The 24,190-nt window shown below is 63.2% G+C and carries 26 protein-coding genes; 18 read left to right on the top strand and 8 right to left on the bottom strand.

Going from position 1 to position 24,190, the window contains the following annotated elements; all coding sequences use genetic code 11:
* Window positions 1-108 precede the first annotated feature (108 nt).
* The 8 genes from EN885_RS29720 to EN885_RS29760 all read left to right on the top strand — a co-directional run bounded on the left by EN885_RS29720 (window position 109) and on the right by EN885_RS29760 (window position 6,353).
* Window positions 109-516, top strand: a complete 408-nt coding sequence (locus EN885_RS29720) for a DUF559 domain-containing protein (RefSeq protein WP_128244178.1) — start codon at window positions 109-111, stop codon at window positions 514-516.
* A complete protein-coding gene (locus EN885_RS29725) occupies window positions 513-899 on the top strand; it encodes a VOC family protein (protein ID WP_128244179.1) in 387 nt (128 codons plus the stop codon). The genes EN885_RS29720 and EN885_RS29725 overlap by 4 nt, the downstream gene beginning before the upstream one ends.
* Before the next feature lie 6 nt (window positions 900-905).
* Complete coding sequence (locus tag EN885_RS29730) at window positions 906-1,397, top strand: GFA family protein (RefSeq protein ID WP_128244193.1); 492 nt, start codon at window positions 906-908, stop codon at window positions 1,395-1,397.
* The gene (locus tag EN885_RS29735) at window positions 1,394-1,870 is read left to right on the top strand and encodes a GFA family protein (RefSeq protein WP_126107160.1); all 477 of its coding nucleotides are present in this window, start codon (window positions 1,394-1,396) and stop codon (window positions 1,868-1,870) included. Before EN885_RS29730 ends, EN885_RS29735 begins: the two co-directional genes overlap by 4 nt.
* The gene (pip, locus tag EN885_RS29740) at window positions 1,867-2,823 is read left to right on the top strand and encodes a prolyl aminopeptidase (protein WP_128244180.1); all 957 of its coding nucleotides are present in this window, start codon (window positions 1,867-1,869) and stop codon (window positions 2,821-2,823) included. The genes EN885_RS29735 and pip overlap by 4 nt, the downstream gene beginning before the upstream one ends.
* 211 nt (window positions 2,824-3,034) lie before the next feature.
* Window positions 3,035-4,651, top strand: a complete 1,617-nt coding sequence (cimA, locus tag EN885_RS29750) for a citramalate synthase (protein ID WP_127205989.1) — start codon at window positions 3,035-3,037, stop codon at window positions 4,649-4,651.
* Window positions 4,652-4,734: 83 nt separating this feature from the next.
* The gene (gene rarD / locus EN885_RS29755) at window positions 4,735-5,655 is read left to right on the top strand and encodes an EamA family transporter RarD (protein WP_128244181.1); all 921 of its coding nucleotides are present in this window, start codon (window positions 4,735-4,737) and stop codon (window positions 5,653-5,655) included.
* 11 nt (window positions 5,656-5,666) lie between these two features.
* A complete protein-coding gene (locus tag EN885_RS29760) occupies window positions 5,667-6,353 on the top strand; it encodes a glutathione S-transferase family protein (RefSeq protein WP_128244182.1) in 687 nt (228 codons plus the stop codon).
* Window positions 6,354-6,362: 9 nt separating this feature from the next.
* On the opposite strand, the gene EN885_RS29765 is transcribed toward EN885_RS29760, so the two are convergent.
* The gene (locus EN885_RS29765) at window positions 6,363-7,364 is read right to left on the bottom strand and encodes a transporter (protein WP_127292560.1); all 1,002 of its coding nucleotides are present in this window, start codon (window positions 7,362-7,364) and stop codon (window positions 6,363-6,365) included.
* 219 nt (window positions 7,365-7,583) lie between these two features.
* On the opposite strand from EN885_RS29765, the gene EN885_RS29770 reads away from it, so the two are divergent.
* The gene (locus EN885_RS29770; protein WP_128244183.1) at window positions 7,584-8,936 is read left to right on the top strand and encodes a sorbosone dehydrogenase family protein; all 1,353 of its coding nucleotides are present in this window, start codon (window positions 7,584-7,586) and stop codon (window positions 8,934-8,936) included.
* A gap of 112 nt (window positions 8,937-9,048) precedes the next feature.
* Here the strand turns inward: EN885_RS29770 and EN885_RS29775 are convergent, their stop codons facing one another.
* The 4 genes from EN885_RS29775 to EN885_RS29785 form a co-directional block, all read right to left on the bottom strand.
* The gene (locus EN885_RS29775) at window positions 9,049-9,894 is read right to left on the bottom strand and encodes a hypothetical protein (protein WP_128244184.1); all 846 of its coding nucleotides are present in this window, start codon (window positions 9,892-9,894) and stop codon (window positions 9,049-9,051) included.
* On the bottom strand, window positions 9,855-9,944 hold the full coding sequence (locus EN885_RS34405) for a DUF6471 domain-containing protein (RefSeq protein ID WP_245493167.1): 90 nt from the start codon (window positions 9,942-9,944) through the stop codon (window positions 9,855-9,857). The genes EN885_RS29775 and EN885_RS34405 overlap by 40 nt, the downstream gene beginning before the upstream one ends.
* Window positions 9,945-9,968: 24 nt before the next feature.
* Window positions 9,969-10,286 (bottom strand): hypothetical protein, encoded by a 318-nt coding sequence (locus EN885_RS29780; protein ID WP_128244185.1) that lies wholly within the window; start codon window positions 10,284-10,286, stop codon window positions 9,969-9,971.
* A gap of 190 nt (window positions 10,287-10,476) precedes the next feature.
* Complete coding sequence (locus EN885_RS29785) at window positions 10,477-11,088, bottom strand: TIGR00730 family Rossman fold protein (RefSeq protein WP_095483169.1); 612 nt, start codon at window positions 11,086-11,088, stop codon at window positions 10,477-10,479.
* 146 nt (window positions 11,089-11,234) lie between these two features.
* Between EN885_RS29785 and EN885_RS29790 the strand changes: the two genes are divergently transcribed.
* From EN885_RS29790 to EN885_RS29805, 4 genes are all read left to right on the top strand, one after another.
* The gene (locus tag EN885_RS29790; RefSeq protein ID WP_128244186.1) at window positions 11,235-12,635 is read left to right on the top strand and encodes a LysM peptidoglycan-binding domain-containing protein; all 1,401 of its coding nucleotides are present in this window, start codon (window positions 11,235-11,237) and stop codon (window positions 12,633-12,635) included.
* 63 nt (window positions 12,636-12,698) lie between these two features.
* Window positions 12,699-13,025: a metalloregulator ArsR/SmtB family transcription factor gene (locus EN885_RS29795; RefSeq protein WP_095483171.1), complete on the top strand. Its 327-nt coding sequence runs from the start codon at window positions 12,699-12,701 to the stop codon at window positions 13,023-13,025.
* Window positions 13,026-13,046: 21 nt separating this feature from the next.
* Window positions 13,047-14,933 carry an ABC transporter ATP-binding protein/permease gene (locus tag EN885_RS29800; RefSeq protein WP_128244187.1) on the top strand — a complete coding sequence of 629 codons (1,887 nt, stop codon included), beginning with the start codon at window positions 13,047-13,049 and terminating at the stop codon, window positions 14,931-14,933.
* A gap of 106 nt (window positions 14,934-15,039) precedes the next feature.
* Window positions 15,040-15,387, top strand: coding sequence for an antibiotic biosynthesis monooxygenase (locus tag EN885_RS29805; protein WP_126107152.1), 348 nt, complete (start codon window positions 15,040-15,042; stop codon window positions 15,385-15,387).
* A gap of 3 nt (window positions 15,388-15,390) precedes the next feature.
* On the opposite strand, the gene EN885_RS29810 is transcribed toward EN885_RS29805, so the two are convergent.
* The gene (locus tag EN885_RS29810; RefSeq protein WP_128244188.1) at window positions 15,391-16,263 is read right to left on the bottom strand and encodes an SMP-30/gluconolactonase/LRE family protein; all 873 of its coding nucleotides are present in this window, start codon (window positions 16,261-16,263) and stop codon (window positions 15,391-15,393) included.
* Between the two features lie 248 nt (window positions 16,264-16,511).
* Between EN885_RS29810 and EN885_RS29815 the strand changes: the two genes are divergently transcribed.
* The 3 genes from EN885_RS29815 (at window position 16,512) to EN885_RS29825 (ending at window position 18,559) form a co-directional block, all read left to right on the top strand.
* Entirely contained in the window at window positions 16,512-17,210 is a 699-nt protein-coding gene (locus tag EN885_RS29815; RefSeq protein WP_128244189.1) for a phosphatidylserine decarboxylase, read from the top strand.
* A 3-nt stretch (window positions 17,211-17,213) separates the two neighbouring features.
* A complete protein-coding gene (pssA, locus tag EN885_RS29820; protein ID WP_095483176.1) occupies window positions 17,214-18,029 on the top strand; it encodes a CDP-diacylglycerol--serine O-phosphatidyltransferase in 816 nt (271 codons plus the stop codon).
* Window positions 18,030-18,295: 266 nt separating this feature from the next.
* Complete coding sequence (locus tag EN885_RS29825) at window positions 18,296-18,559, top strand: hypothetical protein (RefSeq protein ID WP_095483177.1); 264 nt, start codon at window positions 18,296-18,298, stop codon at window positions 18,557-18,559.
* 3 nt (window positions 18,560-18,562) lie between these two features.
* Here EN885_RS29825 and EN885_RS29830 read toward each other — a convergent pair whose 3' ends face one another.
* A complete protein-coding gene (locus tag EN885_RS29830; protein ID WP_128244190.1) occupies window positions 18,563-20,785 on the bottom strand; it encodes an AMP-binding protein in 2,223 nt (740 codons plus the stop codon).
* A gap of 230 nt (window positions 20,786-21,015) precedes the next feature.
* Here EN885_RS29830 and EN885_RS29835 point away from each other — a divergent pair, with 230 nt between their 5' ends.
* The gene (locus EN885_RS29835; protein ID WP_245493168.1) at window positions 21,016-22,791 is read left to right on the top strand and encodes a tetratricopeptide repeat protein; all 1,776 of its coding nucleotides are present in this window, start codon (window positions 21,016-21,018) and stop codon (window positions 22,789-22,791) included.
* On the opposite strand, the gene EN885_RS29840 is transcribed toward EN885_RS29835, so the two are convergent.
* Window positions 22,766-23,167 carry a 4-oxalocrotonate tautomerase family protein gene (locus EN885_RS29840; RefSeq protein ID WP_128244191.1) on the bottom strand — a complete coding sequence of 134 codons (402 nt, stop codon included), beginning with the start codon at window positions 23,165-23,167 and terminating at the stop codon, window positions 22,766-22,768. The two genes, EN885_RS29835 and EN885_RS29840, sit on opposite strands and share 26 nt — an antisense overlap.
* Window positions 23,168-23,273: 106 nt before the next feature.
* Between EN885_RS29840 and EN885_RS29845 the strand changes: the two genes are divergently transcribed.
* The gene (locus EN885_RS29845; protein ID WP_095483180.1) at window positions 23,274-24,137 is read left to right on the top strand and encodes a LysR substrate-binding domain-containing protein; all 864 of its coding nucleotides are present in this window, start codon (window positions 23,274-23,276) and stop codon (window positions 24,135-24,137) included.
* Window positions 24,138-24,190: the final 53 nt, after the last annotated feature.

A 24,190-nucleotide genomic window follows, 5' to 3' on the forward strand; every position in this document is an offset into this window, starting at 1 on the left:
TCGGCTTTCGCCAATCGCCTACGTTGATGATTGGGCGCTGTCGGCGAAGCCGCCGATCTCCCCCCTTGAGGGGGAGATGGCCGGCAGGCCAGAGGGGGGCGCACTGCGATGACGCATTTCCCGGTACCCGCCAACAACCGCAGCAATGCGCGCAAGATGCGCAGGGCTATGACCGACGCCGAGCTGAAGCTTTGGAATGAGATTAGAGCGCACAGGCTGATGGGACTAGCCTTCAGGCGCCAGATGCCTATCGCCGGCTACATCGTCGATTTCGCCTGCCCCACCAAAAGGTTGATCGTCGAACTCGACGGCTCTCAGCACGCTCGGGCCGAAGCTTCGGCATCCGACGCTGCGAGAACAGCTAAGCTTGAGGCGCTGGGCTGGATCATCCTGCGCTTCTGGAACGACGACGTCATCCGCGATATCGACAATGTCTGCCAGCACATCGTGATCGAGGCCGGTCTGGCCCGTGCCGAAATGCCGGCCGACGAACATAGGAGGGAGGCAGTTCCATGATCGATCATCTCGGCATCACCGTTTCCGATTTTGACACCTCCAAGGCCTTTTACGACAAGGCGATGGCGCCGCTCGGTGCGTCACTCCTCTACATGGTGCCGCAGGAATATACCGGCGGCGCCAAGGTCGGGGGCTATGGCCGCGACCGGCCGGTGTTCTGGCTGCATGCCGGCAAGGACAAGACGAAGGACCGCCAACACGTCGCTTTCACCGCGCGCAGCCGCGCCGAGGTCGATGCCTTCCACTCAGCCGCCATCGCCGCCGGCGGCAAGGACAACGGCGCGCCGGGCCTGCGTCCGCACTATCATGCGAACTATTATGGCGCCTTTGTCTTCGATCCCGACGGCAACAATGTCGAAGCCGTCTGCCATGTTCCGGAGTGATCGATGATGAGCCTCGACAACAGACCGGTCTACACAGGCGGTTGCCAGTGCGGCGCCGTGCGCTTCCGTATCGAAGGCGCTCTGGGTGACGCCTCCGTGTGCCATTGCCGCATGTGCCAGAAGGCGAGCGGCAATTTCTACCTGCCGCTGGTGTCCGTGCGTGACGCAAAACTCGACTGGACGCGCGGTGAGCCCAAACGCTTCCGCTCGTCCAGTGCCGCATTGCGCGGTTTTTGTGCCGATTGCGGCACGCCGCTGACCTTCGAGGCGCCCGACGGCATCGCGCTCGCCATCGCCGCCTTCGACGACCCGGAGGAGATCGCGCCGACCATCCAATGGGGCATCGAAGCAAAACTCCCCTATGTGGATCACATCCACGAATTGCCCGGCGAGGACACGATGGCCGACGTCTCGTCGGCCTCCTATCTTGCCGATCTCGTCTCTTACCAGCATCCCGACCACGACACCGAACAATGGCCGCCGGAGGAAAGATCATGACCGAAACCGTTCGAACCGGCGGCTGCCAGTGCGGCGCCGTCCGTTTCCGTATCCGTGGAGCACTCGGGCGCCCGTCCATCTGCCATTGCCGCATGTGCCAGAAACAGTTCGGTTCCTTCTTCGGCGCGCTGGTGACGGTGCCGAAGGACGGCGTCGAATGGGTCCGTGAGGAGCCGAGTTATTTCCAGTCGTCTGTCAACATCGATCGCGGCTTCTGCGCCCGATGCGGCACGCCGCTGACCTACAGGCAGCCCGGCGGGCTCGAGATCGCTATCGGCGCTTTCGACGACCGTTCCGACCTCGCACCGCAGATCCAGGTCAATTACGCCGCGCGGCTGCCCTGGGTGGAGAAGATCTTCGACGCGCCGGTCCACGAGGATCCTGACTATTACACCCGGCAGGAATCGATCATCTCCTTCCAGCATCCGGATCACGAGACGGCCAACTGGCCGCAGCAGGGCCTGAAATTATGAGCAGTGAACTCCGCAACCTCTATCCCGAGATCGAGGCCTTCGAGTCCGGCATGCTCGATGTGGGCGACGGCCATCAGGTCTATTGGGAGCGTTCCGGCACCAGGGGCGCCAAGCCGGCTGTGTTCCTGCACGGCGGACCGGGCGGCACCATTTCGCCGAAGCATCGGCGGCTGTTCGATCCTAAGCTTTACGACGTCATCCTGTTCGACCAGCGCGGCTGCGGAAAATCGACGCCGAACGCCTCGCTCGAGGCCAACACCACCTGGCATCTGGTCGCCGACATCGAGCGCCTGCGCGACATGTGCGGCTTCGACAAATGGCTGGTGTTCGGTGGCTCGTGGGGCTCGACGCTGGCGCTGGCCTATGCCGAGACCCACCCCGAGCGGGTCAGCGAACTGGTCGTGCGCGGCATTTACACGCTGACGCGCGCGGAGCTCGAATGGTATTACCAGTTCGGCGTCTCGGAAATGTTCCCCGACAAATGGGAACGCTTCCTGGCGCCGATCCCCGAGGCCGAGCGCGGCGACATGATGGCCGCCTATCGCAAGCGGCTGGTCGGCAGCGACCGCAAGGCACAGGTCGAGGCGGCCCGCGCCTGGAGCCTGTGGGAAGGCGAGACGATCACGCTATTGCCCGAGCCGGAAACCAGCGGCCCGTTTGGCGAAGACGACTACGCAGTCGCCTTTGCCCGCATCGAGAACCACTATTTCGTCCATGCCGGCTGGCTGGAGGAAGGGCAGCTGCTGCGCGATGCGTTCAAGCTGAAGGACATCCCCGGCGCCATCATCCACGGCCGCTATGACATGCCGTGCCCGGCGCGCTATGCGTGGGCGCTGCACAAGGCGTGGCCGAAGGCGGATTTCCACCTGATCGAGGGCGCCGGCCATGCATATTCGGAGCCGGGCATCCTCGACCGGCTGATCCGGGCGACGGACCGGTTTGCGGGGAAATGATGATGGCTATTCGTGCTCTACGGCGCCCCCCTCTGCCCTGCCGGGCATCTCCCCCACTTGGGGGGAGATCGGCAGCTTCGGCCTTGCCGCTTGTCCTGCAACCTCGAAGGTTTGCGAAAGCAGACGGGACAGCCAATCTCCCCACCCGTGGGGGAGATGTCCGGCAGGACAGAGGGGGGCGCGACGGATCGCGGCCTTTCGGGCTATTGCCATGAAAAAACAACGCCTCTATCTCTTCGACACCACTCTGCGCGATGGCCAGCAGACGCCCGGCATCGACTTTTCCGTCGAGGACAAGATCGCCATCGCCAAGCTGCTCGACGAGTTCGGCATCGACTATGTCGAGGGCGGCTATCCCGGCGCCAACCCGACCGACACCGCCTTCTTTGCCGAGCACCGCACGACTAGCGCCAAATTCGTCGCCTTCGGCATGACCAAGCGGGCAGGGGTGTCGGCTTCGAACGATCCCGGGCTTGCCGCACTTGTTCAGTCGAAATCGGACGCAATCTGCTTTGTCGCCAAGAGCTGGGACTACCATGTCCGCGTCGCGCTGGGCTGCACCAACGAAGAAAACCTCGAGGCGATCAAGGCCTCGGTCGAGGCGGCGGTTGCTGCCGGGAAGGAAGCGCTGGTCGACTGCGAGCATTTCTTCGACGGCTTCAAGGCCAATCCCGATTATGCGCTGGCCTGCGCCAGGACCGCCTATGACGCCGGCGCGCGCTGGGTGGTGCTGTGTGACACCAATGGCGGCACGCAGCCCTCGGAAGTGCGCGCCATCGTCGAGAAGGTCATCGCCTCAGGCATTCCCGGAGACCATCTTGGCATCCATGCCCATGACGACACTGGCCAGGCCGTGGCGAATTCGCTGGCGGCCGTCGAGGCTGGCGTGCGTCAGATTCAGGGCACGCTGAACGGCATCGGCGAGCGCTGCGGCAACGCCAATCTGATCTCGATCGTGCCGACCCTGGCGCTAAAGCCGGCCTTTTCCAGCCGCTTCGAGACAGGCATTTCGGCCGAAGCATTGGCTGGGATATCGCGCCTATCCCGCGCCTTTGACGAATTGCTGAACCGTGCGCCGGAAGCGCAGGCGCCCTATGTCGGCGCTTCCGCCTTCGCCACCAAGGCCGGCATCCATGCCTCGGCGCTGGCCAAGGAGCCGGCCACCTACGAGCATGTGCCGCCGGAAGCGGTCGGCAACCGCCGCCGCGTCATGGTCTCGGACCAGGGCGGCAGGGCCAATTTCCTCGCCGAGCTGAAGCGGCGCGGCATCGACATGCCCCGGGACGACCACCGGCTCGATGCGCTGATATCAGTGGTCAAGGAGCGTGAGGCCGAGGGCTATGCCTATGAAGGCGCCGACGCCAGCTTCGAGCTTCTGGCGCGCAAGATGCTGCACGGCCTGCCGGAATTCTTCAGCGTCACCTCGTTCCGCTGCATGGTCGAGCGCCGGTTCGACGCCAACGGCCAGCTGAAGACGGTCTCCGAGGCGATCGTCAAGGTGATGGTCGACGGCGAGGAAAAAATGTCGGTGGCGGAAGGGCACGGCCCGGTCAACGCGCTCGATATCGCGCTGCGCAAGGATCTCGGAAAATTCCAGGACGAGATTGCCGACCTCGAGCTTGCGGACTTCAAGGTGCGTATCCTCAATGGCGGCACCGAGGCGATCACCCGCGTGCTGGTTGAATCGCATGACGGCACCGGCGCCCGCTGGTGGACGGTCGGCGTCTCAGAAAACATCATCGACGCCTCGTTCCAGGCGCTGATGGATTCGATCGTCTACAAGCTGATGAAGAACCGAGAGATGGCCGGGCTGGTAGCGGCGGAGTAAGATTGAACCATCAGCGAAAGTCCATTGATCCATCAGAACTTTGCGATGGTCTTGGCACGGCGGCTGGCGCATAGCGTTGGGCCATGGCCACGCAAGCAATTCAGCTCGAAGCAGACTCAAAGGCCCGGCGTGGCTTTCTGCTGGCGCTGGGCGCCTATCTCCTGTGGGGGTTGCTGCCTTTCTACATGAAGGCGGTCGCGCATCTGCCGCTGGCCGAAGTCATCGCGCACCGCATCGTCTGGTCTGTGCCGATCGCTGCGGCCGTTTTGGTCTGGGCCGGCCGCACGGCGGACTTCAAGGCCGCAATCCGTTCGCCGCGCATCATTTCGATGGCGGCGCTGACGGCAGCGCTGATTTCAGTCAACTGGGGCATCTATGTCTGGGCTATCGCGGTCGACCGTACCATCGAGACCGCGCTAGGCTACTACATCAACCCGCTTGTCAGCGTTGTTGTCGGCGCGCTGCTGCTCGGCGAACGGCTCGACCGGCTGCAGATCGCGGCGGTGGTGCTGGCGGCGATCGCGGTCGCAGTGCTGACGATCGACGCCGGCAAGCTACCCTGGGTATCACTGGTGCTGGCGTTTTCCTTTGCCGCCTATGCCTTCTTCCGCAAGACGCTGCCAATCGGTCCGAGCCAGGGCTTTCTGCTCGAAGTGCTGTTGTTGTCGGTGCCGGCGCTCGGCTACATCATCTTCCTCATCGTCACCGGGCAGGACCATTTCGTCTCCAGTTCCCTGGACGATACGGCGCTGCTGATCGGCTGCGGCCCGGTCACCGCCATACCGTTGCTGCTGTTTGCCTTCGGGGCCAAGCTGCTGCGTCTCTCCACCATCGGCATCATGCAGTATATCGCGCCGACCATTGTGTTCCTGATCGCCGTGCTGATGTTCGGCGAACCCTTCGGCAGCACCCAGGCCATCGCCTTCGGCCTGATCTGGACGGCGCTGGCGATCTATTCCTGGTCGATGTTCCGCGGTCGCGAGATCCGGCCGGCAGTGCGTTAGGGGGATTTTCGATGTACTTGCTGCACATAGCAAACAAGAATTATTCCTCGTGGTCGCTGCGGCCCTGGGTGCTGATGCGGACATTGGACGTCCCCTTCGAGGAGCGGCTGACACCGTTTCCGACCGGGTCGAGCTGGAGCCTCTACCGGCCGTTCTCGCCGAGCGGCCGCGTACCTTGCCTGATCGACGACGGCTGGGCGGTTTGGGATTCGCTCGCCATCGCCGAATATCTGGCCGAGCGCCACGCCGGCGTCTGGCCTGCCGACGCGAAGGCGCGAGCCTGGGCGCGGTCGGCTGCGGCCGAAATGCATTCGAGCTTCACCGCCTTGCGCGGCTCCTGTCCGATGAACTGCGGTGTCCGCATCGCGCCGGTGCCGATCTCCGATGAGCTGAAGCACGACCTCTTCCGTCTCGGCGATCTCTGGGACGATGGGCTGCGCCGCTTCGGCGGACCGTTCCTGGCTGGCGATCGCTTCACCGCCGTTGACGCCTTCTTTGCCCCGGTGGCGTTTAGGGTTCAGTCCTACGGACTGTCTTTCGAGGGCGCAGCTGCCGCCTATCCGGCGCGATTGCTTGCTCTGCCGGCGATGCGCGAATGGTACGCGGCAGCCCTTGCCGAGACGTGGCGCGAGCCGAACCACGAAGCGGAGGTGCGCGCCGCCGGCACTGTCGTCGAGGAGTTTCGCGCAACCTTGTAACGGTTGCCGCTACATCCCGCGCCCCAGCCGCCTGACGAACAGGTAGACGACCGCCGCGACTGCCAGCGATATCGCCGACGCCACCCAAAAACCCATCGGCGTGTCGACCAGCGGCAGGCCGCCGACATTCATGCCGAACAGGCTTGAGATGATCGTCATCGGCAACAGCACCGCCGTCATCACCGACAGCATGTAGAGCAACTGGTTCGACTGCGTCGTCAGCTTGGCCATCAGCTCGTCCTGCAAGAGCCGCGCGCGCGCCTGCAATTGCTCGCCGTCATGGTGCAATGTGTGGGCGCGGTGCGAAAGCCGTGCCGCCATGTCGTTGATTGTGTCGGGCAAATCGTTGCGATGCGAATGGTCGAGATGACGGAACAGGCTGGTCAGCGCCGCCATCTGCCGGTGGATCACCACCAATTGCCGGCGTGCATCGACCAGAGCCTGCCGCTCACTGTGCCATGCATCGCAGACGATGCGGTCCTCGATGCCGTCGAGCGCATCGCCAAGGCTACCGAGCTCCGTCGCCATGCCGTCGAGCGACTGGCCCATGACAGCCTCGATCAGTTCGGCAGGAGAGCGGAATTTGCGCGACCCATTGTCGATCGCCTTACGGACGTTGTCGACCGACTGCAGCGGTTGCTTGCGGCCGCCGATCAGCATCGTGTCGTTGAAGGCGAAGCGGAAATGGCCGAGCCCACGCGCTTCCGCCGAATAGTCGTGGCGCAGGTCCGGCAGATCGCCGTAGAGCCAGTCGCCCTCAAGGTCGATATGGCAGCCATGGCCGGCCGACAGGAAGGCATCGCGCACCGGCGGCGGCAAAGCCTGATCGGCGGCGATCTCGTGGCGGGCACGCATGTCGGAAAGCTGATAGCTGCGCCATGTCCAGTGTGCGGCGGCCGGGTCTTTGGTTCGCGTGCCTTCGGCGGTGAAGTGATAGATGAAGAACAACCCATGCTCGTCGGGCAGGTACGGCGACAGGTCGGTGCCTTCCGGGTTGAGGGCGATGTTCATGGTCGCTTGGCCAGCTTTTTGAAAACAACGCCGCGCGGCCGCAGCGGCCGGTGATTCCTAGCACGGGCGCTCCCGGTTTCGTGTGACGGTTTCTTGACACTTTGACCGTGGTCCGAGGCGCACACACGAACGCCGCTGTTTGGAGGCAATTTGGAATAATACGTCGTTGACTGGCGTTTACGCAAAGAGCACGACGCAAATCCATGCGGAGGACGTCCGATGCATGCCGGCTTCCCACGAAGCATATTCATAGCGGTATTGGGAGCCGTCATGGCGAGTTGCGCCGGCTTTCCAGCGCAGAAAACGGAGGCAATAACCGGCTATGGCCCCAACCCCACTTTGCCGAAGCCAAGACCGACGCTGATCCCGACCGTCAACATCGCCGAGGCGAAAGGCTGGCAGGAAGGTGGTATGCCGACCCCCGCGACGGGGCTGACGGTGAGCGCCTTCGCCACCGGCCTTGACCATCCGCGCTGGCTGCATGTGCTTCCGAACGGCGACGTGCTGGTTGCCGAAACCAACGCCCCTGCCAAGCAGGATGAAGGCTTCAGCCTTAGAAAGGTCTTCATGGACCTGGCTATGAAGCGGGCCGGCGCCGCGACCCCAAGCGCCAACCGCATCACGCTCCTGCGCGACACCAATGGCGACGGCGTTGCGGATGTGCGCACCACGTTCGCGGAAGACCTCAATTCACCCTTCGGTATGACGCTGTCCAAAGGCAAGCTCTACGTCGCGAATACCGACGCGCTCGTCGCTTTCCCCTACTCCAATGGCCAGACCCGAGTCACCACGCCGCCGGAAAAGATCATCGACTTGCCGGCCGGAGAGCTCAACCATCATTGGACCAAGGACGTGATCGCAAGTCCGGATGGACGCAAGCTCTATGCCACCGTCGGCTCCAACAGTAACGTTGGAGAAAACGGCATGGCCGCCGAGAAGAACCGCGCCGCCGTCCTTGAAGTGGATTTGTCCACCCGCCGCACCCGGGTCTTCGCGTCGGGGCTGCGCAACCCGAACGGGCTCTCCTGGAACCCTGAAACTGGCGAGCTTTGGGTCGCCGTGAACGAGCGTGACGAGATCGGTGACGATCTCGTGCCGGATTACATGACCTCGGTTCGTGACGGCGCGTTCTACGGCTGGCCTTACAGCTACTACGGACAGAACGTCGACAAACGCGTCAAGCCGCAGCGCCCCGATCTCGTGGCGAGGGCGGTCAAGCCCGACTATGCCCTGGGTTCCCATACCGCCTCGCTGGGACTGACCTTTTCCAAAGGCGCGTCGCTCGGTCCGGCCTACGGCAACGGCGCCTTCGTCGGCCAGCACGGCTCGTGGAACAGAAGCGTGCACAGCGGCTACAAGGTGATCTTCGTGCCGTTCCGCGGTGGTAAACCGAGCGGTCCCCCGAAGGATGTGCTCACTGGCTTCATTGGGCATGATGGCAAGGCGATGGGCCGTCCGGTCGGCGTTGCTATTGATCAGACCGGCGCATTGCTCGTCGCCGACGATGTCGGCAATGTCATCTGGCGGGCCAGCCGGGCAAGTCGCCGACTTGCGGGGGCAGTAGGGCAGTAGGGCAGTAGGGCAGTAGGGCGGCCTTATGTAGCAAAGGCACCAAGCCCCGACGACGGGAGGGGACCGTGAGCTAGGCGCCGTGTGGGCGCGAGCGGTATTGGCCGCATTCTTTCTAACTAGCGTAGTTCTCTTCGCTAGTTATAGAGAAAGTTTTCCCATCGGCGATCCCGTTGGGACCGGGATGATATTCGAACTTGAAAGCTGTTTCTCTCGGGTTGTCGAACGCATCGGAATAGTCGATTCTGCCATAAACGAAGAACCGGCCAGCGCCATTTTCCATGGTGCTTTTGGACATTTTCCAGACCATGTGGAAAATGAAAACCGGATGATTGAAGTCCTGTCCAGGTCCGATATCAAAGCCGCGCACCGTTCTGTCTTTGGTGAGATCAGAACGAGGATCATGGCCAACAAAATTCAGGTTGTAGCCGCTGGTAATCGCGATCTTGTGGGCTGGACTGGAACCGGCATTCTTGATCGAGATAATGATTGTAGGAGAGGCGGTGTCGGTGCCCTCTATCGATATATCGGTTACGCCGACATAAGCTCGCGTTTCGATAATTCCCAAGCGCCTAGTTTCAAGCAAGGTGTTGCGAACGTAGATAACGCCGGCAATGGTGGCGAGGAGGGTTACAAAGGAAACCGCCAAGACGCCGAACGCCCAATCAGCCATCGCCTGCTGAGCGGAAAGATCATATTCGGAGCGTTTGGATTCCTGCTCGGCGCGTACTTTTTCCTCTATGCATTTTCTGATCGCAGAAACGTCAGCGCCGACACACTCGCGCTCTATGGCGCTCTCGGTTTCGCTGGCATGGTTTGCGGCATTGTAATCTGCGCGCTGGTCATATTTGGCGTTTCTGGCTGATACATCCCAAATCGTAATCGCGCACAAAATCAGTAGCAGTCCAACAAAGAACCACGTTACAATTGTACGGACGCTACCCCTATCGCCGTCAGGCATTGTAAGAAAAACGCTGCTGTGAATTTGCCCCTAGAGAGCTTATTCCGCACGTTTACCTCCTCCTCGTCAACGTTCTATTCGGCAGCGTCGTCGCACGGAATGGCGTCATGAACGTCCGTGACGATGTAGCCTTTCGGCTCGCCGGCCACCGACTGGACAAGCACGTCCACCACAAAGGTACTGGTTAGTGGGTTTACCTCTTTGGTGATCTGCCCTTTGAGGTCGTTAATGGACTTTCGGAAATAGACAGGCAGTGCCTTGTCCGAAATTGAGGGGATAATGCCCTTGTCGCCTGTGCGGCCCTTCTCTTTGCCAGGGCCGCGATTTGCCTGGTCCATAAACAGCATCACCTCGCGCTTGATCTGGTTATCCGGGACGAGCGGCTGTCCCATGCCCCGGATTTTATGGGAACCCACTAGGTAGCGGCTATGGGAATGTTGGTGCTTTTGCTACATAAGACCGCAGTAGGGCAGTAGGGCAGTAGGGCAGTAGGGCAGTAGGGCAGTAGGGCAGTAGGGCAGTAGGAGAGTGCCTCATCATGAGCGCGGCATTCACTACATACTGCCCTACTGCCTTACTCCCCTAAAGCTTGTCGATTACCGACTGCACACCCTCGGTCGGCGCATCGACCGACGATCCAGCGACCATGATGGCGGCGACGATTGCTTCGGGGTCGTCAACCACCAGCGGCTTGACCCGCTGCGCGGTGTGGATGAAGCCTTCGGCCATCATATGGTCGAGCAGCGCCAGCATCGGGTCCCAGAATCCCCCAACATTGCCGAAGACGATCGGCTTGCGATGATGGCCGAGCTGCGCCCAGGTCATGATCTCGATAATTTCCTCGACCGTGCCGATGCCGCCCGGCAGCGCCACAAAGGCGTCGGATTTCTCGAACATGGCGTGTTTGCGCTCGTGCATATTATCGGTGATCACGAGCTCGTCGAGCCGGTCAAGCGCGGTTTCGGTGGCCTCCCTGTTGATCAGGAAGCGCGGAATGATGCCCGTCACCTTGCCGCCGGCTCGCAATGCGCCTTCGGCAACGGCTCCCATGATGCCCCTGGTGCCGCCGCCATAGATCAGACGCAGGCCGGACTTGGCAATCGAGCGCCCGAGCAGGTGTCCGGCCTTGGCATAGGTCTGATCGCGGCCCGGCGATGAGCCGCAATAGACGCAGACGGATCGAATCGTATTCATGAGATGATTGGTGATTGGGTCTTTATTCGTGGTCAAGCCCGGGGCGGGCTTTTTCTTGTCTGCCCGTTTTTCTTGTCTGCCCGTTTTTCTTGTCGGTATGGGCAAAACAGGCTAGACCGGCATTAGGTGGCTAAGGGCAGGGAAATATGGCAATTAATCCATTGAAGGCGTTTTTGTTCGCCGCCGGCGGCTCCGTCGCCGCGGCGGGAACCGCCTATGTGTCGGGCGCGCTCGATCCGTATCTCAATCGCACGCCACCGGCGGAAGTGGTATCGCTGACGCCGCCGGTCCAGAAGCCGGCCGAGCCAGGGACCGATGGGCCGCCTCCGCCCGCGCCGGCCACAGATGCGATGGCACCGGCAGCGCCGGCCACGGCCGATGCGATCGCGCCGACCTTCGATATCGTTCGGGTTGAAATCAAAGGCTCTATCGTCGTCGCCGGCAATGCCGCACCCAACGCCAAGGTCGAGATCCTCAACGGTTCGACGGTTCTCGGCTCGACCGTCGCCGGCGCCGATGGCGCTTTCGCCATCGTTCTCGACGATCCGCTGAAACCCGGCGATTACACGATCGCGCTGCGGTCAATGACCGGCAATGTCGTGACCCCCTCTGTGCAGACAGCCGTCGTCTCGATCCCCCAGAGTCCTGCTGGCCAGGTGCTGGCGATGATCGAAGAACCCGGCAAGCCCTCCGAATTGCTCACCGTTCCTGCACCCGAGAAGAAGCCTGAATCGCCTGCCGGCGACAAGGCGGCCGCTCCGGCTGCCGAGGACCCCGCTGCCGCGGCACCGGCCCCAGCCGCACCGGCCACTGTCGATGCCGCCCCCGCCGCTCCGGAAGTGCCGGTCGCACCCGCAACGCCAGCCGCAGGGCCCAAGATCGTCGTCGAAGCGATCGAGATCGACGGCAGCAAGATCTTCGTCGCCGGACTCGCCGATCCCGGCCGCAAGGTACGCGCCTATGCCAACGATATCTTGCTCGGCGACGCGAAGACATCACCCGACGGCCATTTCCTGGTCGAGGCGACGCGCAACATTCCGGTCGGCACCTACACCATCCGTGTCGACGCGCTCGATGCCGATGGGATCAAGGTGGTGGCCCGTGCCGCCGTGCCGTTCGAGCGCGAGCCGGGCGAGTCGGTCGCCGCCGTTGCGAAGCCGGCCGCGCCTGCAACCGACCCCGCCACGCCGCCTGCGGCCGCTGACGCGACGACGCCTGCGGCTTCTGCTGCCGAGGCTCCGGCCGATGCAGCGGCTGCGACGCCCCCGGCTGAAGTGCCCGAGACCGCGGCGCCGAAACTCGAACACGCCGACAGCGCCGTCATCATCCGCCGCCACGATACGCTGTGGCGGATTTCGCGCCGGGTCTACGGCCAAGGTGTTCGCTACTCGACCATCTACCTCGCCAATCAGGATCAGATCAGGAATCCCGACCGCATCTGGCCGGGGCAGGTCTTCAAGGTCCCGGAAACGTCGAAGGAAGGCGAGGCCGCCGACTTCAAGGCAATGGGCGACCAGATGACGACGGCCCCGAAAAAGGCCGATTAGAAAACCTTTTCTTCTTTCCGAGCTCTTGCGGAAAGTTCGTTCATCGCCTATCGCCGATAGACGATGAATACTCCCCTGATCGAGAAGACCTGCGGCGTCGCCGATAGTCGCGCCGTGGCCGCGAAGCTCGCCGCGCTTTCGCACCCGGCGCGGATCGAGATCCTTAGACATCTTTCGGCCAGCCGCTCCTGCTGCTGCCGGGAGGTCGTCGACCATCTCGACCTGGCACAGTCCACTGTCTCCCAGCACTTGAAGATATTGGTCGACGCTGGGCTCGTCCGCTACGAACCGGACCGGCAACGCTCGCGCTATCAGGTCGACGGCGATGCGCTAGCTGATGTTTCTGCATCGCTGGCCGCGCTCGTCAATTCCTGCTGCTCTGGTCGCTAAGAAATACGAAAAGGCATAGAAATGGCCGAAAAAACCGTCTCCGCCGATTCCGGCTCGACCTTCAGGACATTGCGCAATCTGTGGCCCTACATGTGGCCGGCCGACCGTGCCGACCTTAGGGCGCGGGTGGCATGGGCGACAGTGCTTCTGGTCGTCGCTAAGCTGACACTGGTTGCCGGTCCCTATTTCTTCAAATGGGCCACCGATGCGCTGGCCGGCGACGCCAAGTCGGTGCCGCCATTGCCGACCTTCCTGCTGGCGCCGGTCATGCTGGTCGTCGCCTATAATGTCGTGCGGCTGGTGCAGCTCGGTTTCAACCAATTGCGCGACGCGCTGTTTGCCCGAGTCGGACAATATGCGGTGCGCCAACTCGCCTTCCGCACCTTCATCCATATGCATCAGCTGTCGCTGCGCTTCCATCTCGAGCGGCGCACCGGCGGCCTGTCGCGCATCATCGAGCGTGGCACCAAGGGCATCGAGACGATCGTCCGCTTCACCGTGCTCAACACCTTGCCGACCATTCTCGAATTCGCGCTGACAGCCGGCATCTTCGCCGTCACCTATGGCTGGAAATACGTGGCTGTGGTGGCGGTGACGGTCTGGCTCTACATCTGGTTCACCATCAGGGCGAGCGATTGGCGCATCGTCATTCGCCGCGACATGAACGACAGCGACACCGACGCCAGCACCAAGGCGATCGACTCGCTGCTCAATTTCGAGACGGTCAAATATTTCAACAACGAGAGCATGGAGGCCGAGCGCTTCGACCGGTCGATGGCGCGCTACGAGATATCAGCCACCAGGATCTGGACCTCGCTCGGCTGGCTGAACTTCGGCCAGGGCGTCATCTTCGGTCTCGGCACGGTCGTCGTCATGTGCCTTTCGGCGCTGGAGGTGCAGGCTGGCACGCAGACGGTTGGCGACTTCGTCTTCATCAACGCCATGCTGGTGCAGCTTTCGGTGCCGCTCAATTTCATCGGCTTCATCTATCGCGAAATCCGCCAGGGGCTGACCGACATCGAGCAGATGTTCGATCTGCTCGATGTGCCGCAGGAGATCGTCGACAGACCGGGTGCCAAGCCGTTGGTCGTCGGCGCCGGCAAGGTCGAGTTCCGCGACGTGCACTTTTCCTACGATCCCAACCGTAAAATCCTGAAAGGTATCAGCTTCGAGGTGCCCGCCGGAAAAACGGTTGCCATTGTCGGGCCGTCGGGCGCCGGCAAATCGACCATTTCGCGGCTCCTGTTCCGCTTCTACGACATTCAGGGCGGCAAGATACTGATCGATGGCCAGGACATTCGCGACGTGACCCAGGAGAGCCTGCGCGCTGCGATCGGCATGGTGCCGCAGGACACCGTGCTGTTCAACGACACCATCGCCTACAACATCCGCTACGGTCGCGTCGATGCCAGCGAAGAGGACGTCCGCAAGGCGGCTGAACTCGCTCAGATCGGGCCGTTCATCGAGCGGCTGCCCGACGGCTACCGTTCGATGGTCGGCGAGCGTGGGCTGAAACTGTCCGGCGGCGAGAAGCAGCGCGTGGCGATCGCCCGCACCATCCTGAAGGCGCCGCCGATCCTGATGCTCGACGAGGCGACCTCGGCGCTCGACAGCCATACCGAACAGGAGATACAGGCAGCGCTCGATCTCGTCAGCCAGGGCCGCACCACCATCGTCATCGCCCATCGGCTGTCGACGGTAATTTCGGCCGACGAGATCATCGTGCTGCAGGACGGCCAGATCGCTGAGCGCGGCACGCATGCCGCCTTGATGCGCAAGGCCGGTCTGTACGCGTCGATGTGGGACCGCCAGCGCGAAGCGACCGAGGCCGAGGAGCGGCTGCGCATAGCGCGCGAAAGCGATGAGTTCGGCGTCGTCGTCCGCCGCCGCCCCTCGGAGGTGAATTGAGGTGTCGAGAATGAGTTGAATTTTCCGCTTGACCTCAACCTAAGTTGAGATCGTAGACCGCCGATCGAAGGGGCACGGTGCGCCTGTTTGCGGTCGGAGAGCGGAAATGGAACAGCTAAATCAACAACATGGCAGTGGTAGCGTGTTCAGGGTCGACAAGTTCGTCGTCCCTAGCGAAGCCCGCGAAGAAATCATCGCCAAGGTCAGGATGACGCACGAATTGTTGCGCCAGCAGAAAGGCTTCGTTCAGGATTTCTTGCTCGAGCAATTCTCCGGGCCGGGGGAGTTCAACCTCGTGACCATTGTCGAATGGGAAAGCCAGGCAGCCATCGACAATGTGGTGCCGATCGTCAAGGCCGCGCATGAGCACATTGCCTTCAACCCGCAGGAGACGATAGCCCGGCTCGGCGTCAGGGCCGACATCGCCAACTATCATCGGATTCCTGGCGTGTAGGCTCTACGGCCAGCCGGCACCCGGTGCCGGAGCCTCGATGCTGAGCAAGTGGCCGGTGCGGGCATCGCTGATCATGTATTCGAAGCCGCGCCATTCGGCGGCGACGATGAACAGCGTCTTGCCTTCAGCGCCGCCGAGCATGCAGGCAAAGCAGCCGCGATCGGCGTCGACGCTCTCGAGCATTGCGCCGCCTTCTCTCACGCGCACGCAGTGCCGGTTGGGCACGTCGGCATACCAGATGGCGCCCTCGGCATCGAGGCAGATGCCGTCGGGAAAGCCGTTGCCGAGGTCGACCCATCGCCGCCGGTTGGCAAGGCTGCCATCGGCGGCGATGTCGAAGGCGGTCAGCCTGTTGGCGTGGGATTCGGCGACGATCAACGTCTTGTTGTCAGGCGTCACCGCCATGCCATTGGCGAAGGCGATCTTGTCCGCCACCTGCCGCACCGACCCGTCCGGCGCAATCAGCACGACAGTGCCGGGGCCGAAATGCTGGCCGGGAGCCGGCGCCGGCCCGCCACCATTGACGTAGATGTTGCCTCGCCCGTCGACGACGATCTCGTTCCAAGGGTTCTCTGAGAGGTGTCGCAGATCGGCGTGCGTGACCAGCCTCCCGTCTGCTTCTTGCCGCAGCACCAGCCCTTCACGCCCGCAGACGACGAGCAGGCGCCCGTCCGGCAGCCAGTCGATCGAATAGGGCAGGGTGGCAGGCACGGTGAGCATGATCTCGCTGCTGCCGTCGGCATCGACGGCGATGATTTCTCCGGTTCCCCAATTGCAAAACCACAGGCGGCCGTCATGCCAGCGCGGCGACTCGCCGAAGGCCAGGCCGTTCATGACGATGTGCGCCTGTTTGGCCGCTGATTTCTGTGATGGCATTCGTTAGCTCCAGCTGTGGTTCGGCGGCCGCTTCGATAAAGGCACCGTATCTCCAAGGACGAGTGAGGCCGGGTCGCCCCGACAACAGTCACGGTTTTTTCGGACAGGCTCATTGGGTCCCTCCAACGCCTGCGGTCGACAAACGCTGACGGGACCTAGCCAAGCCGGCCAGCCCTCATTGCCGCGTTGCGGCCACGGGGGCTTTCCGCTATTGAGGCCGGACCTGAAACTAGGGCTGTTTCCAACCCATGGACCTCGTCGACACGATCAAGAAAACGTTCGTTCCGATCCATCGCGAAGGCTATCCGTTCATCGCGGCATTCGCCGCGGTGACGCTTTTCCTCGGCTATTTCTCTTCGATCCTGTTCTGGGTCTGCCTCATGCTGACCGCATGGTGCGTCTATTTCTTCCGCGATCCCGAGCGCGTCACGCCTGTCGACGACCGGCTGGTGGTGAGTCCGGCCGACGGCATCATCACTGCGGTCGGCCCGGCCGCGCCGCCGCGCGAACTTGGCCTCGGCGGTGGTGAAATGACCCGTATCTCGGTGTTCATGGATGTTTTCTCCTGCCATGTGAACCGCGCCCCTGTGCGCGGCCGCATCACAAGGATCGAGCATCGGCCGGGCCAATTCCTCAACGCCGCGCTCGACAAGGCGAGTGCCGACAACGAGCGCAACGGGCTGGTCATAGATAGTCCCAACGGCACGGTAGCCGCGGTGCAGATCGCCGGCCTGGTGGCGCGGCGCATCGTCTGCTGGGCCGAGACCGGCGGCACGATCGGCATCGGCGAGCGCTTCGGGCTGATCCGCTTCGGCTCGCGCGTCGACGTGTTCCTGCCGTCGACCGCGACGCCGCGTGTCGCCGTCGGCCAGACCGCGGTTGGCGGTGAAACCATACTGGCCGAATTCGGCGGCATTGCCGCAACGCCGCTCGTGCGGGTGTCCTGAGCCGTGGGCGCGCCGTTCAAGAAGTTCGAGGCACATGGCAGCGGCGGTCCGCGCATCCATGAAATCCCGATGCGCATGGTGCTGCCCAACCTTGTCACCGTGCTCGCCATCTGCGCCGGCCTGTCCGGCATCCGCTTTGGCTTCGAAGGCCGCTTCGAGCCGGCGGTGGTGATGGTGCTGCTCGCCGCCTTCCTCGACGGCATCGATGGCCGCCTGGCTCGGATGCTGAAGGCGACGTCCAAATTCGGCGCGCAGATGGATTCGCTGGCCGATATCGTCAATTTCGGCGTTGCACCCGCGCTGGTGCTCTATGCCTTCCTGCTCGACCAAGCCGGCTCGCCGGGCTGGATCGCCGCGCTCCTGTTCGCCATCGCCTGCGGACTCCGGCTTGCCCGCTTCAATGTGCTTGACGAGGACACGGACCGGCCGGTCTGGCAGACCGAATATTTCGTCGGCGTGCCGGCGCCGGCGGGCGCCGTGCTGGTGATGCTGCCGCTCTATCTGTCCTTCCTGCGGCTAGGCCTGGAGCCATCCCGCACTGCCGCCTTCATTGCCACCGGTTTCACCATTCTGGTTGCCTTCCTGCTGGTCAGCCGGCTGCCGGTGTATTCCGGCAAGAGCCTGAAAGTCCCGGGCGACAGGGTGCTGCCGATCATCCTCGGCGTCGTCCTCTATATACTGCTGTTGATGACCTACCCCTGGTACACGCTGACGGCGTCGGTCGCCGGCTATCTGATCTTTCTGCCGTTCAGCATCCGCGCCTATTCGAGGCGCGCCAAGCGCGAAGGCGAGAAGGTGCCGCCTTCAGACATCGGCTGACAGACGTATCGCCAATTCGCTCCGAAGGTTATCTGGAGCATTTTGCAGCCAAGTGGATCACTTGGCGTCGCAGAAATGCGGCTAAACAAATAGACGGAGCGGGATGCCCAGTTCAATTTGAACGCATCCCGCTCTAGCGGGAACCTGCCGGCATCTTGACCGTTCTGTCTCAGCGGGCGAGGTCCGCGACCTCGCGAAACGCCTCGCCGTCGACCTCTCAAGCTGCTGCGCTAGGCGCGGCACCTGAAGAAGTGCGAGGAGAAGAAATGGTTGTCGTCCTCATCGGTGCGTTGCTCATTGTCGCTGGCGTTGTGTACATGGCTGGCGCAGCCCTAGGGCGCGGGCGGCTCAGTGATCCGGCGCCTGTTCGCGCGGCGCCGGATCGCTCGACGCCAAATCTCGCAACGCCAGGCCCGACACTTGAGCCGCGGCGGCGCGGCCTCGGCTTCCTCGGCCTGTCGCAGAATTGGCCGGGCCTGCTGATGATGGCGGTCGGCGTCATCCTGCTGTTGTCGGTGGTGGCCCTCTAGCCCTTAAGCTGCCGCGCTGAGCCCCAGCCGGTCGATCGCCAGTTTGCGGGTCGAGACATAGTCGGTCTTGCCCGAACCCAGCACCGGGATTTCCTCGACCTTGACGATGTCGTTCGGCACCATCAGTTCGGCGGCACCTGCCTGTTTGCCGAATTTGCGCAATTCGTCGGGGTTGGCGTCATTGGCGGTGGTGACCAGCACGATGCGTTCACCGCGGCGCCTGTCCGGCACCGCCACCACGGCATGGTGCTCTTCCGGCCATAGCGACTGCACCAGCATCTCGACGGCACCCAGCGACACCATCTCGCCGGCGATTTTGGCAAAGCGCTTGGCCCGGCCGCGAATGGTGAGGAAACCCTCGCGGTCGACCGAAACGATGTCGCCGGTATCATGCCAGCCGTCGAGCGGCTGCAATTCGCCGGGCCGATCTGATGTCATGTAGCCCATCATCAGGTTTGGCCCATCGAGCCACAACCGTCCGGCGCCGCTAATGCCCTCGATCGGTTCGAGTTTCATGCGCATGGCCGGCAACAGCCGCCCGACCGTGCCGTCACGGCCGTGGATGGCTGTATTGACGGCAACGACGGGCGCTGCCTCGGTCAAGCCGAAACCCTCGATGATCTCGGCCTGGAAGCGCTCCCGGTAAACGCGGCGTGTCTCCGGTTTCACCGCCTCGGCGCCGGCGACAATGAAGCGCAGGCTGGAGAAATCGCCGTCCTTGGCGGTGCGCGCATAATTGGCGAGGAACGTGTCGGTGCCGAACATGACGGTCGGCCTTGCATTGCGTGCGACCTCAGGGATCAGTTTGTAATGGAGCGGCGAGGGATAGAGGAACAGTTTTACTCCGGTGACCAGAGGCAGGATGGTGCCGCCCGTCAATCCGAACGAGTGGAACACCGGCAGCACGTTGAGCAGGATATCGGCCGGCGAGATGGTGATGCGGGCTTCGGCCTGCATGGCGTTGGCGAGAAGGTTCCGGTGCGACAGCACCACGGCCTTGGGCGTGCCTTCCGAGCCGGAGGTGAACAGGATCACCGCCGGCTTGGCTGCATTCTGCGGCTGCAGCGGCCAGCGCCACAGCAAGGCGGCGGCGAGCTTGTCCAGCACGGTCACGCTGGTGCGCACATCCTCCAGCCACAGCAGCTTGGCGCCGCCTCCTTCCACCGCCGCGACGATGTCTGCGAGGCTGGCCTTGTCGACAAAGGCGCGCGACGAGACCACGGTGCGGATCTCCGCCGTGCGCACAGCGGCGGTGACGCTGGCCGGGCCTGCGGTATAGTTGATCATCGCCGCCACCCGGCTCGCCGACAGCAGGCCAATGAGCGACAGCACGACGCCATTGGTGTTGGGCAGCAGCAGTCCAACCGCTTCGCCCGGCGCCGTCACAGCCTCGAAGCGGCGGCCGAGCACCCGCGCGCCGATGAACAGCTTTCTGTAGCTCAGTGCGCCGCTGATCACGTCTTCGACGATAGGATGCGAGGCGCCGACACGGTCGGCGGCGTCGCGCATGGCGAGGAACAGGCCGCGATTAAGATCGCTGCCGAAAAGCCGGGCTTCGGCGAAACGGTCGAACAGCGCATTGGTGTTCGAGGACTGATCAGCGTTTCGCGCCACCAGCTCGGTGATGGTCATCGGCTCCAGCACGCTGATCGACAGGCGGGGAAACCAGCGCCGCGGCGCCTTGTCCGCCGGCGTCAGCGATACCGGCAGAGTGCGCGCGCCGGCGACGAAGATCGGCACGATGCGGGCGTCGGCCTGCATGGCGATGCGGGTGACGGCGCGAAACAGGCGAAATGTCTTGATATCAGGCTCGACCGCATCCGGCAGATAGACGGCAAGGCGGCCCTTGCCCTTCAGCACTCGCACCAGCCGACGGCTGACGAAGACGTGCTCGGCATTGAAGGCGATGGTGCGGCCAAGCTCGCGCCATGGTTCGAGCCAGGGCGACTTGGCAGAGGCCTGGTCGAGGATATGCAGCGTGTCTTCCGGCAGCAGCGACAGCATCAGCGCCGGTTCGAAGCGCGACTGGTGCGAAATGACGTAGATGACCGGAACAGCTGCTTTGCGGGCGATCCTGATGCGATCATCGACGACCCGGTAGGCGAGCTTGAACGGCACATAGAGCAGCGCCTGGGTGAAGCGTAGGCCGAGGCGGAATTTTTCCACCACACCGATCAGCAGCCAAGCCGCGACGAGGCCCGCAAGCAGCGCCAGTGTCAGGGTCATGCCGCGTCTCTCCCAACAGATTCTCACGTCGCGGTTCTTTCCCGACCGCTTCAATGAGAACCTAGACGAAGTGGGCTCAACGTCAATGCGGAGGTCCTTTCTTCTCGCCGCCCGCCGTGCCCGACTCCGGCGCAACTACAGATACTGCCGCCGCATTCGGCACCACGCCTACACAGGCTTGCCCGGAGTAGGGCATATACGTTGCCGCTATTTGTCCGTTGGGGGGTGCGATGCACGACTATTATAACCTCGGTCGATACAGCCGGCCGGTGACGACAAGCTCGTCCGAGGCTCAGGTCTGGTTCGACCGCGGCCTCATCTGGCGTTACGCATTCAACCATGAAGAGGCGGTCAAGTGTTTCCGCAAAGCGGCCGAATGTGATCCCGGCTGCGCCATGGCTCATTGGGGCATCGCCTTTGCCCTCGGCCCGTATTACAACAAGCCGTGGGCCGACTTCAACGAGGAGGACCTCAAGCAGACGCTGGTCGAGGCGCGTCGCGCGACGGAGGATGCGCTAGCGCTCGCCGACGGTGCGGCACCGGTGGAGAAGGCGCTGATACGGGGGCTGGAGCGCCGCTACCAGTCGGATCACGTGGCGGATAACGAAGACCTGCGCGCCTGGAGCGACGCCTATGCGGGCGCGATGCGGAAAGTCTACGCAGCGTTTCCGGACGATCCCGACGTCGCCGCGCTCTTCGCTGAGGCGTTGATGGACCGCACGCCCTGGCAGTTGTGGAACCTCGAGAGCGGCGAACCCGCTGAGGGCGCCGATACAGTCGAAGTCGTGGCGGTACTGGAACAAAGCCTACGCCTATCGGATGAGCGCGAGGTCGCGCACCCCGGCCTCATCCATCTCTATATTCACGCCATGGAGATATCGCCGCATCCCGAACAGGCACTGCGCCCGGCCGATACTCTTCGCGATCTCGTGCCGGACGCCGGCCATTTGCGGCACATGCCCTCGCACATCGACATTCTCTGCGGCGACTATCACGCAGCGCTAGTCGCCAACGAGCGGGCGATCGAAGCCGACCGCAAGTATCTGGAGCGGGAGGGTCCCTTCAACTTCTATACCCTTTCGCGATGTCACGACTATCATTTCAAGCTCGATGCGGCGATGTTCCTCGGCCAGTACCGTCCCGCCCTGGACGCAGCCAACGAAATGCTTGCCACAATCCCGGAAGCGCTGCTGCGACAGGCAACGCCGCCGATGGCCGACTGGCTGGAAGGCTATATGCCCATGAAAGCGCACGTGCTGGTGCGGTTCGGCAAATGGCAGGAGATCCTGGACGAACCGCTTCCCGACGATCCAGACCTCTACCGGGCGACCACGGCGGTCTGGCGCGCATTGCCCATGCCGCACTCGGACAAACAGCCGTGGCCGAAGCGGAGCAGCGCCGCTTCGAGGAGGCGTTCGCCCGCGTTCCGGAAACGCGCATGTTCTTCAATTACCGCTACGTCGACATTCTGGCGGTCGCCGCGGAGATGCTTCGAGGCGAGATTGCGTATCGGAAGGGCGATCACGAAGCGGCCTTCGCGCATCTCCGCGCCGCAGTGGCGCGGGACGACGGCCTTCCCTATGACGAGCCTTGGGGCTGGATGCAGCCGACGCGGCACGCACTTGGGGCCTTACTCCTCGAACAGGGCCACACCCGAGAAGCGGCGCAGGTGTATGAGGCGGATCTGGGAATGGATCGTGGCTACAGACGGATCTCGCGGCACCCCGACAACGTCTGGGGCCTGCACGGCTATGTCGAAGCCCTGCATCGGCTTGGCCGGCACGAAGAGGCCGACGCCATTCAACCTCGCCTCGATCTGGCGATGTCGCGGGCCGACGTCGACATTCGTGCGTCGTGCTTTTGCCGTCTCGGCGACAACTGCTGCGTGTCATGATCAACGCACCGTTGCGGGTATTGCCCGTTTCAGCCGTGAGACGAACGTCTGCGCCTATCCCTCGCCGCAAGGAGGGATAGGCGCCCTCACGTCGCTTTCAACCTCCCGCTGATGAAGCGGAATTCCTGTGTCTTGCCGCCGTAGCCATAGGCGGCGGCCGGCACTTCGTGCACGAAGGCGTAGCTTTCTTCGTGCATCTCACCCAGCAAGCGGCCAAAGGCGGCGAAGATCGCCTTGAGATAGGCTTCCAGTTCGAGCTTGGTGTTGGTGCCGTCGACCACCTTGATATCGAGCCAGAACGTGTTGGCGCCATGCTCGGCCAGCGACTTGCCGCCGGCGAACCAGTGCTGCGGGTCGAGATAAGATATGGCGACCGCGGTGATGGTGGGGTCCTTGCGCAGATGCGTGGCGGTCAGCTCGGTCACCTCCCTGGCGATGGCGGCGGACAGAGCGGCATCGGGCCTGCCGGTGACATTGATGATCGGCATTTCTTTTCTCCTGAGGGGCGTCTCGCGCCGCTGGGAAAACCATGTCACGGCTGCAGCGTCAAAAAAATCGAATTGTTTTGGATTTAGAGTTCGATATAACTGAATTATGCAGGCGCTCGACCCCGATCTCCTCAAAACGTTTCTCGCCTTCGTCGACGGCGGCTCGCTTGCTAAGGCGGCATCGATCGTTGGTCGCTCGGCGTCGGCGGTGACCACGCAGATGCAGCGGCTCGAGGATATTGTCGGCGAACCGCTTCTGGTGCCGCAGGGAAGAGGCCGCGGCCTTACACCGGCGGGCGAAGATCTGGTCGGCCATGCGCGGCGCATTCTTGCTGTGCATCGCGAGGCGTGGCTGGCTCTCAAGGGCGTGCGAGCCGATGGGCGCGTGGCCATAGGCACGACACAGGATTTCGCCGACAGCGGCCTGCCGGAACTGCTCAGGACCTTTGCCGCGAGCCACCCGCGCGTCAGGATCGAACTGCGCGTCGGCCGCTCCGCCGAATTGGCGCACGCGCTGCAAACCGGCATCCTCGATCTGATGATCGCCATGCGGCAGGCTCCGGCGCCGGACGAAGTCGGCGTGCTCCGCGAGCCGATGATGTGGCTGTGTTCGCAAAGAGGCTTGGCCACACGCCAGGACCAGCTGCCGCTGGCGCTGCTCGATCCGCAGTGCGGCTTTCGTGACGCGGCGATCGCGGCACTCGACACGACAGGCCGCCGCTACCGGATCGCCGCCGGCAGCGCCAGCCTGGCCGGGCTGCGCACGGCGGTGAACGCCGGCATTGCTCTGACGCTGCGGACGGCGCGCTTTGCCCATTCCGGCATCGTCGAGGCGCCGCGCGAATTTGGCCTGCCGTCGGTTCCCATCGCCGAGTTCGCGATCCGGCTGCGCGAGGACGCCGACCCGCCAGCGCAGGATTTGGCTGCGCTACTCAGCGACAGCCTTGCCTTGGCGGGCCCACCAAGCTGATCTGCAAAGAAAAAGCCGACCTTGCGGTCGGCTTTTTCTTTGCAGATCAGCTT

The organism is Mesorhizobium sp. M6A.T.Cr.TU.014.01.1.1 (genome assembly GCF_004022765.1).
GTDB lineage: Bacteria > Pseudomonadota > Alphaproteobacteria > Rhizobiales > Rhizobiaceae > Mesorhizobium > Mesorhizobium mediterraneum.

Excerpts from the sequence above, each read along its gene's own strand:
- EN885_RS29830 (WP_128244190.1), bottom strand. The coding sequence starts at position 20,785 with ATGACCCTGACACTGGCGCTGCTTGCGGGCCTCGTCGCGGCTTGGCTG.
- EN885_RS29775 (WP_128244184.1), bottom strand. The coding sequence starts at position 9,894 with ATGCCTGACGGCGATAGGGGTAGCGTCCGTACAATTGTAACGTGGTTC.
- EN885_RS29795 (WP_095483171.1), top strand. The coding sequence starts at position 12,699 with ATGAATACTCCCCTGATCGAGAAGACCTGCGGCGTCGCCGATAGTCGC.
- EN885_RS29835 (WP_245493168.1), top strand. The coding sequence starts at position 21,016 with ATGCACGACTATTATAACCTCGGTCGATACAGCCGGCCGGTGACGACA.
- EN885_RS29805 (WP_126107152.1), top strand. The coding sequence starts at position 15,040 with ATGGAACAGCTAAATCAACAACATGGCAGTGGTAGCGTGTTCAGGGTC.
- EN885_RS29720 (WP_128244178.1), top strand. The coding sequence starts at position 109 with ATGACGCATTTCCCGGTACCCGCCAACAACCGCAGCAATGCGCGCAAG.
- EN885_RS29790 (WP_128244186.1), top strand. The coding sequence starts at position 11,235 with ATGGCAATTAATCCATTGAAGGCGTTTTTGTTCGCCGCCGGCGGCTCC.
- EN885_RS29735 (WP_126107160.1), top strand. The coding sequence starts at position 1,394 with ATGACCGAAACCGTTCGAACCGGCGGCTGCCAGTGCGGCGCCGTCCGT.
- EN885_RS29770 (WP_128244183.1), top strand. The coding sequence starts at position 7,584 with ATGCATGCCGGCTTCCCACGAAGCATATTCATAGCGGTATTGGGAGCC.
- EN885_RS29800 (WP_128244187.1), top strand. The coding sequence starts at position 13,047 with ATGGCCGAAAAAACCGTCTCCGCCGATTCCGGCTCGACCTTCAGGACA.
- EN885_RS29810 (WP_128244188.1), bottom strand. The coding sequence starts at position 16,263 with ATGCCATCACAGAAATCAGCGGCCAAACAGGCGCACATCGTCATGAAC.
- EN885_RS29840 (WP_128244191.1), bottom strand. The coding sequence starts at position 23,167 with ATGCCGATCATCAATGTCACCGGCAGGCCCGATGCCGCTCTGTCCGCC.
- EN885_RS29765 (WP_127292560.1), bottom strand. The coding sequence starts at position 7,364 with ATGAACATCGCCCTCAACCCGGAAGGCACCGACCTGTCGCCGTACCTG.
- rarD (WP_128244181.1), top strand. The coding sequence starts at position 4,735 with ATGGCCACGCAAGCAATTCAGCTCGAAGCAGACTCAAAGGCCCGGCGT.
- EN885_RS29845 (WP_095483180.1), top strand. The coding sequence starts at position 23,274 with ATGCAGGCGCTCGACCCCGATCTCCTCAAAACGTTTCTCGCCTTCGTC.
- EN885_RS29815 (WP_128244189.1), top strand. The coding sequence starts at position 16,512 with ATGGACCTCGTCGACACGATCAAGAAAACGTTCGTTCCGATCCATCGC.
- EN885_RS29825 (WP_095483177.1), top strand. The coding sequence starts at position 18,296 with ATGGTTGTCGTCCTCATCGGTGCGTTGCTCATTGTCGCTGGCGTTGTG.
- EN885_RS29760 (WP_128244182.1), top strand. The coding sequence starts at position 5,667 with ATGTACTTGCTGCACATAGCAAACAAGAATTATTCCTCGTGGTCGCTG.
- EN885_RS29785 (WP_095483169.1), bottom strand. The coding sequence starts at position 11,088 with ATGAATACGATTCGATCCGTCTGCGTCTATTGCGGCTCATCGCCGGGC.
- EN885_RS29725 (WP_128244179.1), top strand. The coding sequence starts at position 513 with ATGATCGATCATCTCGGCATCACCGTTTCCGATTTTGACACCTCCAAG.
- cimA (WP_127205989.1), top strand. The coding sequence starts at position 3,035 with ATGAAAAAACAACGCCTCTATCTCTTCGACACCACTCTGCGCGATGGC.
- pip (WP_128244180.1), top strand. The coding sequence starts at position 1,867 with ATGAGCAGTGAACTCCGCAACCTCTATCCCGAGATCGAGGCCTTCGAG.
- EN885_RS29780 (WP_128244185.1), bottom strand. The coding sequence starts at position 10,286 with ATGGGACAGCCGCTCGTCCCGGATAACCAGATCAAGCGCGAGGTGATG.
- EN885_RS29730 (WP_128244193.1), top strand. The coding sequence starts at position 906 with ATGAGCCTCGACAACAGACCGGTCTACACAGGCGGTTGCCAGTGCGGC.